This is a genomic window from Streptococcus cristatus, assembly GCF_003944225.1.
Taxonomy (GTDB): domain Bacteria; phylum Bacillota; class Bacilli; order Lactobacillales; family Streptococcaceae; genus Streptococcus; species Streptococcus cristatus_K.
This window is the reverse complement of sequence record NZ_RJPN01000017.1, coordinates 1-9,751: the sequence shown is the minus strand read 5'-3', so window position 1 is coordinate 9,751 and position 9,751 is coordinate 1. Positions and strand designations below refer to the sequence as shown.

Genomic DNA, 9,751 nt, shown 5'->3' with positions numbered 1-9,751 from the left:
TTCAGCAAGCACCAGCTTGAGTACAAGCCTCAGTGCCTCAGATTCAGTAAGTACAAGTTTGAGCACAAGCCTCAGTGCATCAATCAGTGCCTCAGATTCAGCGAGCACCAGCTTGAGCACAAGCCTCAGTGCATCAATCAGTGCATCAGACTCAGTAAGTACAAGTTTGAGCACAAGTCTAAGTGCTTCACTCAGTGCCTCAGATTCAGCAAGCACCAGCTTGAGTACAAGCCTAAGTGCCTCAATTAGTGCTTCAGATTCAGCAAGCACCAGCTTGAGTACAAGCCTCAGTGCTTCGATCAGTGCCTCAGATTCAGCAAGCGCAAGTTTGAGCACGAGTCTAAGTGCTTCGATCAGTGCCTCAGATTCAACAAGCACAAGTTTGAGTACAAGCCTCAGTGCTTCAATCTCAGCAAGCGAGAGTGCCTCGTCTCCTGTAAGCAGTAGCCAATCAGTCTCAACAAGCGAGAGCACTTCAGTATCATTGAGCGCTAGCGCGTCTGCTCTTGCAAGTGAAAATGATTTGGCATCACTGAGCGTAAGCGAATCTATATCAGCAAGCGCAAGCTTAAGCACCAGCGTATCGGCTTCAGTCAGTGCGTCAGATTCAGCAAGCGTAAGTGTAAGTACCTCTACATCACTTAGCGATAGCCTTTCAAGCAGCTTGAGTACAAGTGTGTCACAAGAGTCAAACTCATTCAGCTATAGTAAGGGTGATCCAACCAGCGAGTCTAAGCCAGAGTTTAACCTGCCAAGCTACCTCGCGTCTGTAAGTGCAAGTACTTCAGCTTCTGTAAGTGATAGTCAGTCTATCTCTACTTCATTGAGTACAAGTGCAAGCATTTCAGGTTCAATCAGTGCCAGTCATGCCATCGCCGACGATTCACTTTCAGCAAGTGCCTACTTGAGCATGAGTGTTTCTGCTTCATTGAGCACATCCGCAAGTGTGTCACTGAGTGATAGCGCAAGTATCTCTACTAGTCTGTCTGAAAGTGCATCTGTATCTAGTGCGACAAATCACTCTCAAGCACCTAAGCCACAGCCTGCACAACCAGAAAAAGTCAAGGTTACTCCAAACACTAAAGCTTTGCCAAATACAGGAACTGCCAATAATCCATTAGCAGCGCTTGGATTAGGAATAGCAACGTTGGCATCAGCCTTTCTTAAGAACAAAAAGAAAAAAGAATCAACATCTGATGTGAACTTGGAAGACTAATCTTAAGACCTAGCTAAAATGATACCAGCACTTTAGCGATGGAACGCAAATCCCAGATAGCCTATAGCTATCTGGGATTTTTGCTTTTTGCACGTATAGAATGTAAGTTGTGCTGAGATAATTTTTATCTTTTAAGCCTGAGACTAGAAAGCGATGAACCAAGCTAAAAATATTGAAATTTAGTTCTGTCTACTTGTCTTTTCTTGTAGTGAGAGGGCCTTGCCGCCTACTCTAGTTTGCTCTTGAGTATGAAGAAAATAAAAGTTTCAAAATGAGCAAAAATAATTCAATTCTTTTTTAGAAAAGGCTTGTGAGATTAGGCTGGATGTTTTAAAATAGTATAGGAGATTATCCGCTATTTATTTTTCGGAGGAAAAGAAATGTCCATTAATTGGCAAGAAATTATATTTAGCTTTTTAGGAGGCTTGGGGCTGTTCCTATACAGTATTCGTATGATGGGAGACGGCTTGCAGCAGGCAGCGGGAGACCGTCTGCGCTATTTCATTGATAAATACACGAGCAATCCTTTTTTAGGTGTGCTAGTTGGGATTGGGATGACAGCCCTGATCCAGTCTAGTTCAGGTGTGACGGTAATCACAGTTGGTCTGGTTAGTGCGGGGCTGTTGACCCTGCGTCAGGCTATCGGGATTGTCATGGGGGCCAATATTGGTACGACCGTGACTTCCTTCATCATTGGTTTTAAGTTGGGTGATTATGCACTTCCTTTGCTCTTTATCGGTGCGGTTTGCCTCTTTTTCACAAAAAATCGCTCTGTTAACAATATCGGGCGCATCTTCTTTGGTGTTGGCGGGATCTTTTTTGCCCTCAATCTCATGAGTGGAGCCATGGAGCCACTAAAAGATCTGCAAGTCTTTCGCGACTACATGGTTCAGCTGAGTAAAAATCCAGTCTTAGGTGTCTTTGTCGGAACGGGTTTGACCTTGCTCATCCAGGCATCATCAGCGACTATTGGTATTCTACAAAATCTCTATGCCAGTAATCTCATTGATTTGCATGGAGCCTTGCCTGTCCTCTTTGGTGACAATATCGGAACGACGATTACAGCGATCATCGCTTCCTTGGGCGCTAATATCGCAGCCAAGCGTGTTGCTGGAGCCCATGTGGCCTTTAACGTGTTGGGGACAATCATCTGCATGATTTTCTTGTTGCCTTTTACATCGCTGATTCAGTGGTTTGAGACAGCCTTGCACTTGTCACCAGAAATGACCATTGCCTTTGCCCACGGAACTTTTAATATTACCAATACCATTATCCAGTTTCCTTTTATTGGCTTTTTAGCATATTTGGTTACCAAGTTGATTCCGGGTGAAGATGAAACTGTTAAATACGAATCTCTTTACCTTGATACGATTTTGATTGACCAAGCGCCATCACTGGCTTTGGGAAATGCTAAAAAGGAACTCCTTAACTTGGGTGGCTATGCGGCTAAATCTTTCGAATTGGCCTATGATTATATTATTAATTACGAAGAAAAATCCGCTGAGAAGGGTCATAAGACTGAGGAAGCCATCAACGCTATTGATGATGAATTGACTCGCTATCTGATTGTCCTATCTGGTCAACAGCTCAATCCAAAAGAGAGTGAAGTCTTGACCAGCATTCTGGACTCTAGCCGTGATTTGGAGAGAATTGGTGATCACTCAGAAGCTTTGCTGAATTTGACAGACTACTTGCACCGCAAGAAAGTGGAATTTTCACCAGCTGCCTTGGCAGAGTTGGAAAACATTTATCAACTGACCTTGGACTTTATCAAAGAAGCTTTGACTTCTGTGGAAACAAATGATGTGGAATTGGCCAACACTTTAGAAGCCAAGCATGCAGCTATTGACAAGCTAGAACGCAGCTTGCGCAAGACTCACATTGCCCGTCTCAACAAGGGAGAATGTACGCCTCAGGCTGGGGTCAACTTCATCGATATTATTTCCCACTATACCAGAGTTGCTGACCACGCCATGAATTTGGCTGAGAAAGTACAAATGGAACAAATTTAAAACAGGAGGCTGGGACAAAAGTCCTAGCCTCTCAATTGTCTTTGGATTGTCGAGCAAGACGCAGTGGTTGAGTGGGCTCTACTACGCTGATTTCATCACCTTTTACAGCCCTACTCAACTGTGCGGAGGTGGGACGACGAAATCGAATTCTAACGAATTACCGATTTCTGTCCCACTCTCTTTTCTTGCTTTACATAATATAATAAATTTTTCTAAAAAAGAGGTATAGACCATTTACAAATAAAATAGAAAGCGTTATAATAGAGTCAATAGAAATAGAACAAGAGGAGGCAGTCAGATGCCTAAATATATAAAAGCCGATCAGTTCTTCTATCCTCAAGGGATTCGCAAGGGTGGATTTTTGGAAGTGACTGATGGAAAATTTGGAAAATTAGTACAGGAAGTCCCTGCGGATGCGGAAGTGGTGGATTACACAGGCTACTCTGTCGCACCGGGTCTAGTGGACACCCATATCCATGGTTTTGGTGGGGTCGATGTCATGGACAATAACATCGAAGGTACCCTCCATACCATGAGTGAAGGGCTTTTGACGACTGGGGTGACCAGTTTCTTGCCGACAACGCTGACATCATCTTACGAGCAACTCCTAGCTGTGACGGAGAATATTGGTGCGCGCTATCAAGAAGCAAGTGGTGCCAAGATTCGCGGTCTCTACTTTGAAGGGCCTTACTTCACTGAAAAGTACAAGGGTGCCCAAAACCCAGCCTACATGAAGGATCCTCGTATGGATGAATTTCGTGCTTGGCAAAAGGCAGCCAATGGCCTGCTAAATAAAATTGCTTTGGCACCTGAGCGCGAGGGCGTAGAGGAATTTGTCCGCACCATCACTGATGAAGGTGTGACAGTCGCTTTGGGGCACTCTAATGCGACCTATGACGAAGCTAAGGCAGCAGTGGAAGCAGGAGCCAGTGTTTGGGTACATGCCTACAATGGTATGCGGGGCTTGACCCACCGTGAACTAGGTATGGTTGGGGCTATGTACGAGCTGCCTCACACTTATGCAGAGTTGATTTGTGATGGTCACCACGTGGATCCCAAGGCCTGTGATATTTTGCTCAAGCAAAAGGGTCATGAACATGTAGCCCTCATCACAGACTGTATGACTGCAGGTGGGCTGGAAGACGGCGACTATATGCTGGGAGAATTTCCAGTGGTGGTAGCCAATGGCACAGCTCGTCTCAAATCGACTGGTAACCTAGCAGGATCAATCCTGCAGCTCAAAGACGGCCTGAAAAATGTGGTTGAGTGGGGCATTGCAAATCCTCACCAAGCAGTCATGATGGCCAGTCTTATCCCAGCAAAATCAGTCCATATTGATGATGTCTGCGGACAGATCAAGGAAGGCTACGATGCTGACTTTATCGTCTTAGATAAAGATTTAGAGCTGGTAGCTACTTATCTGGATGGTGAAAAGCGCTTTGAAGCTGCCTCCAGTGTTCTTTAATTGAGTCTCCTTATATTTTTAGAAAGGATGGGGTAACCTATCCTTTTTAATGTGGAGTTACTGACTTTTCTCTAGGATTTGCTAGAGGGACTTGGGCAAAGCTAGAATGGTTGGCGCAACTAGAAAGTCTCTGAGAAATTTTTCTTAACAGATGGTAGGGCTTTCTCAATGAAAGAGAAGATGTTATAATAGTGTTATCACAGACGAGGAGGACAGGATGAAAAAGATTGATTATAAATTTATGGGAATGGGCTTGGTGTTCCTCTTCTTTGGATTGCTACTGCATCGTTTCTTGATATTTATTGCTGGGCTGGCCTTTATCATTTACAGCTTTTTCAGCCGAGGCATGGCTCCAACCAAGGAAAATATCTTTAAGCCAAAATTGGCCAAAAGAAAGAAAGAATAAGGAGAACAGATATGCAAAATTATACTCTTAACAATGGCGTCAAGATTCCAGTCTTGGGCTTTGGTACTTGGAAGGCTCAGGACGGAGAAGAGGCTTATCAGTCAGTCTTGGCCGCTCTTAAGGCTGGCTATCGCCACATTGATACGGCAGCTATCTACAAGAATGAGGAGAGTGTCGGTCGAGCAATTAAAGACAGCGGCATTCCGCGTGAAGAGCTCTTCATCACCACCAAGCTCTGGAATAGCAAGCACACTTATGAAGAGGCCATGGAAGCCTTTGACAGCTCTATGGAGCGATTGGGGCTGGATTATCTGGATCTCTACCTCATCCACTGGCCAAATCCTAAGCCTTTACGAGAAGATGGAGCTTGGCAAACGCGCAATGCAGAAGTTTGGCGGGCTATGGAAGACCTCTACCAAGCTGGTAAGATCCGAGCGATCGGAGTCAGCAATTTCCTGCCTCACCATCTAGAGGCTCTGCTGGAAACAGCGCGCGTTACACCAGCTGTCAATCAAATCCGCCTAGCGCCAGGCGTCTATCAGACAGAGGCGGTGGACTTCTGCCGTGCCCATGATATCCTACTTGAAGCTTGGGGACCATTTGGCCAGGGCGAACTCTTCCAAAATTCAGCTGTGCAGGCGATAGCAGATAAGTATGGCAAGACTATTGCCCAAATCGCTCTCGCTTGGAGCCTACAAGAAGGCTTCCTACCCCTGCCTAAGTCAGTCACTCCGAGTCGGATTGCTAGCAATCTGGATTGCTTTGACATCGAACTGAGTCCTGCTGACCTCGAAATTCTTAAAAATATCAGCGGTTTGGAAGGCGGAGCACCTAATCCAGATGGGATGGATTTTTAAGCGCCTGATAGGTATCAGCTGAGTTGAAATCAAGCTACTCTCTGTACTAGTTATTAGTATTTAATGATGTTTTGTAGTGACCTAGGCCTCGGCCGGTCACTTTTCCTATAGTTTCGTGGCAATCTAGGCCTCGGCTGGCTACTTTTCCTATAGAATCATGGCAACCTAGGCCTCGGCTGGTCACTTTTCCTATAGATTCATGGTAATCTAGGCCTCGGCCGGTCACTTTTCCTATAGAATCATGGCAACTTAGGTCTCGACTGGTTATTTTCCCTATAGAATCTTTGCAATCTAGGCCTAGAAGGCTCTTTCCATTGCTATTTATAAGATCCGTCGCCCCTCGGTCATTTGTCGTCAAAAACAAGTGGCAGATGAGGGGCGATTTTGTGTCTTATTCTTTTAAAAGGGAAGAAGAGGAGCTGGCAAGAAACATCGTTTTTTGAAAAAATGCCCCTTTCAGGGATAAAAAATGACATTTTAGGGCAAGAGGCCCCAAGCTTCATCTCTACATGCTATACTTGCTTTATCAAAAATATTGGAGAGGTTTTATGATGAACACTACTTACACCATTCGCCCCTTGTCTTATAGCAATCTGACCCACCGTGAGTTTGAGAGTCTAATGGTTGACTCCTATCAGGTACTCACGATTTTTACGAGTTTCTATAGAGATGAGGATATGTACAGTAAGCACCTAGAGGGCTTTCATAGCAAGCTAGAGCAGTTTCAGGCTCAATTGGCCAATGTGGAAAAGAAAGACTCTATGAGTCTCGTAGAACTAGACAAGGAGCGAGATAACGCTCTGGTTGGTCTGTTTACCTTGCATAAGGGCTTTGCCAAAATCAAAGATAGAGACTTGAAAGAAGCCTATGAAGTCTTGCTGCCAGTCTTTAAAAAATATAAGGATATCACCAAGCATACCAATGCTGTCGCAACAGCTGAGATTAAGAGCCTGCTCAAAACATTGCAGGAAGAGCCCTATCAGGGAGCTGTGACGAGTCTAGGCCTTTTCCCTATGCTGACGGCTGTGATAGCGGCTCAAGCGGACTATGATAAAGGAGAAGCAGAAGCGCGTGCAGCCAAGTCAGCCAAGGAAGTCGGTAAAACCAAACAGCTACGCAACGAAATCTCCCGTACCTACGACCTCTTTATGCGCTACACAGCAGCCGTCGCAGAAGCCTATCCAGAGAGAGCCCACCTGACCAAACTCCTCAAAGACCTCAATACAATCCGAGACAGCAAGCGCCGTTTGGTTGGTTCGAGTAAGAAAACAAAAACGGAAGAGGCAGGAGAAAAGTCAGCATAAAGAAGCCCCCCTTAGAAGGAAGATTCTGAGGGGGATTTTTGGTGATCTTGTGGTATGGCTTTTGAGAATATAGAAGTAGTACAAATTGTAGCTTTTAAAATATAAAATATCTATTAGTATATTTAAAATCAGCTTTAGGGTGACTTTTTGATTAGCTATGATTATTTTTCATTATGTTCCTGCTGGAAGGCTTCCATAGCCTTGAACTGTTCTAGTTCTTTTTCGTTGTCAGGTTGCTTGCCCAAGTATTTATATTGGAAAAAGAAGTTCTAGCATTTGGTCCAAAGTCACTTTCAAGCCATGGGGCATAATCAAAGTTCACTGATAGCTTGTTATTTTCATCCAAATGAATCAACCCTGCTGACCAATCGCTCAATTCATTATCCATGAAGACTTTTTTTAATTCCTGAGCTTTTTTAAATAGTAAACGATATTCGTCAGAAAATTCCGATTTAGAGATACCAAATTCTTGAGGAATATAAAAGAAATAATGGTACTTTCCATTGTATTTAAAGAAGAAATAAATTTCTCCACTTAAAGTTCTATCTACTTCAAAATTGATATAAAGATTATCCCACTCAACTGGAATCATATAATTAATTCTTCACAAAGATCGTTGAGGTTCTTTTTAAGACCTCGTTTTGCTCTTTCATTTTAGCTATTTCTTTACGTATTTGTTGGAGATTATGAAGGGATATATTTTCGGACTCAGACTTTACAAATTTACATAAAGCTGTTTCCGCTTGTAAATCGTTTGATTGGCAATCTCGTACTCCATGACTAGATCTGAAACAGACTGACCTGCTTTATACAATTGAACAATGGTTTCTTTGAACTCATGGGTATATTTTTGGCTCATTTGGATATCTCCTTTGGTTAGATACTATTCTACCAAAACGTGTCCATGAACTCATACTAACATCAGCTTTTACTTTTTTTTTTAGGTTGTGTTATAATTATTTAGAAGGCATTAAATTTAGGTAGAAGGAGTTTCTTTGATTAATATTTATTATATAGAATGGAGTACCTCAGATATTGATAAGATAATGCTTTATATCATACGATTGTTTAAATAAAATTATTAGATATATTTATCCCTATAATAAAATGACATTAATTATGTGCTAAAATAACTGGACAATGCAATAGTATATTATTTAGTTTCAAATTTATAGTAATCTATTCAGAAACTCAGGAAAAAATAGATGAATGGAAAAGTTATACTAGAGAACCATGTGTTTTTTGAAGTTTCCTAGATCTCATTTTTTTATACATGATTATGAAAATAAAATAATAGAGATAATGAACAAGAACTTACATATAGAAGGAGGAAAAAAGATTTGTTGATATATGTATTAAGATCTATAAAAAGTAGTGGTGCACGTTCATTATTGATAACGATGTCCATAATGATTTCTGCGATGGTTTTATTATTGAATTTTACAATCAATCAAGATGTTCTTCAACAATATAAAAATATACATAAGGAAACTTATCAAGATTTTGATATCCTTATCAAGGGAAAAGAACCTTATTTTTCAAGTATTACCTATCCAACAGAAATGGTTAGTGAAAGGATCGATATTGTATATTACACGGTCGAAAACAAAAAGGTCGAAAACTCGTATTTTAAATTATTAGGAACAGATATAGATAGTTTGGTTGCAGAATCTTTAATTACGTCAGATACAAAACTAGATAAGAATAGTGTTGTCATGAGTAGTGAAACTGCAAATTACTATGGATTAAATGTAGGGGATTCTATTAAGTTGTCAGATGGAAAGAATCAGTTCGAACTAAAACTTACTTCAATTGTTGCTAATGAGGGATTAATGAAGATTAGTTCAAATTTTCCGTTGATTATTTTAGATATTGAACGCTTAAGGGAATTGACAAACTTAAATAGTAATCAGAATTCAGCAGTATTACTGAATGTAAATAATGACAATGACATAACCAAAGTAGAAAAAAATATTAAAAATAATAACGAAAATTTTGTAGTACAGAATCTTGTAAGTAATGCCGAAATAAGAAATAATGTAACAATGATTCGTACAATTTTATTAGTAATACTATTCATTGTTATTCTTCTTAACATATACATCATTATATCTAATTCAAAAGTATTATTAGAAAAGCGTTCATACACATTCGGGATTTTTAGAAGTTTAGGGGCAACTAAAGGTAAAGTAATCAGAATGTTATTGCTTGAAAATATCATATACGGTTTGAGTGGTAGTATTCTAGGCGTGTATGTTGGTTTATTTTTTAGGCAGCCAATAGTGTATGTATTTACAGGAAGTGTTGGAAAGTTTAGTAACGGCAATATTCCTATCTCGTATATTATATTTACTATAATCTTTTCAATTGGTTTACAAATTGCTTGTACAATTGGCCATGTTTTTTTAAATTCAAACAAAAGCTTACGAAGCTTACTACTTGATAAAATAAATAGTGCCCAAGAAATTAGCAACATTAAAACTATTAGTGG

9 protein-coding genes and 1 pseudogene are annotated in these 9,751 nt (G+C 41.0%); 7 read left to right on the top strand and 3 right to left on the bottom strand.

Translation table 11 applies throughout. From position 1 onward, the window contains the following. On the bottom strand, positions 1-576 hold a 576-nt coding region (locus D8797_RS10575), incomplete at its 3' end, for a hypothetical protein (RefSeq protein ID WP_446677495.1). A 100-nt stretch (positions 577-676) separates the two neighbouring features. On the opposite strand from D8797_RS10575, the gene D8797_RS10570 reads away from it, so the two are divergent. The 6 genes from D8797_RS10570 to D8797_RS09935 all read left to right on the top strand — a co-directional run bounded on the left by D8797_RS10570 (position 677) and on the right by D8797_RS09935 (position 7,260). Beyond that, on the top strand, positions 677-1,216 hold the full coding sequence (locus D8797_RS10570) for an LPXTG cell wall anchor domain-containing protein (RefSeq protein ID WP_279539042.1): 540 nt from the start codon (positions 677-679) through the stop codon (positions 1,214-1,216). A 380-nt stretch (positions 1,217-1,596) separates the two neighbouring features. Then, positions 1,597-3,228 carry a Na/Pi cotransporter family protein gene (locus D8797_RS09965; RefSeq protein ID WP_125380519.1) on the top strand — a complete coding sequence of 544 codons (1,632 nt, stop codon included), beginning with the start codon at positions 1,597-1,599 and terminating at the stop codon, positions 3,226-3,228. 298 nt (positions 3,229-3,526) lie between these two features. Then, positions 3,527-4,693, top strand: coding sequence for an N-acetylglucosamine-6-phosphate deacetylase (gene nagA / locus D8797_RS09955; RefSeq protein WP_125380518.1), 1,167 nt, complete (start codon positions 3,527-3,529; stop codon positions 4,691-4,693). Between the two features lie 217 nt (positions 4,694-4,910). After that, the gene (locus D8797_RS09950; RefSeq protein ID WP_125380517.1) at positions 4,911-5,099 is read left to right on the top strand and encodes a hypothetical protein; all 189 of its coding nucleotides are present in this window, start codon (positions 4,911-4,913) and stop codon (positions 5,097-5,099) included. An 11-nt stretch (positions 5,100-5,110) separates the two neighbouring features. Continuing rightward, positions 5,111-5,956 carry an aldo/keto reductase gene (locus tag D8797_RS09945; protein ID WP_125380516.1) on the top strand — a complete coding sequence of 282 codons (846 nt, stop codon included), beginning with the start codon at positions 5,111-5,113 and terminating at the stop codon, positions 5,954-5,956. 551 nt (positions 5,957-6,507) lie between these two features. Then, positions 6,508-7,260, top strand: coding sequence for a DUF6261 family protein (locus D8797_RS09935; protein WP_185780869.1), 753 nt, complete (start codon positions 6,508-6,510; stop codon positions 7,258-7,260). Positions 7,261-7,421: 161 nt separating this feature from the next. Here D8797_RS09935 and D8797_RS09930 read toward each other — a convergent pair. Continuing rightward, a pseudogene (locus D8797_RS09930) lies at positions 7,422-7,852 on the bottom strand (TIGR01741 family protein). A 123-nt stretch (positions 7,853-7,975) separates the two neighbouring features. After that, entirely contained in the window at positions 7,976-8,119 is a 144-nt protein-coding gene (locus D8797_RS09925) for a helix-turn-helix domain-containing protein (RefSeq protein ID WP_125380514.1), read from the bottom strand. A 550-nt stretch (positions 8,120-8,669) separates the two neighbouring features. On the opposite strand from D8797_RS09925, the gene D8797_RS09920 reads away from it, so the two are divergent. Further along, positions 8,670-9,751: ABC transporter permease (locus D8797_RS09920; protein ID WP_185780868.1), on the top strand; the 1,082-nt coding region annotated here is incomplete at its 3' end.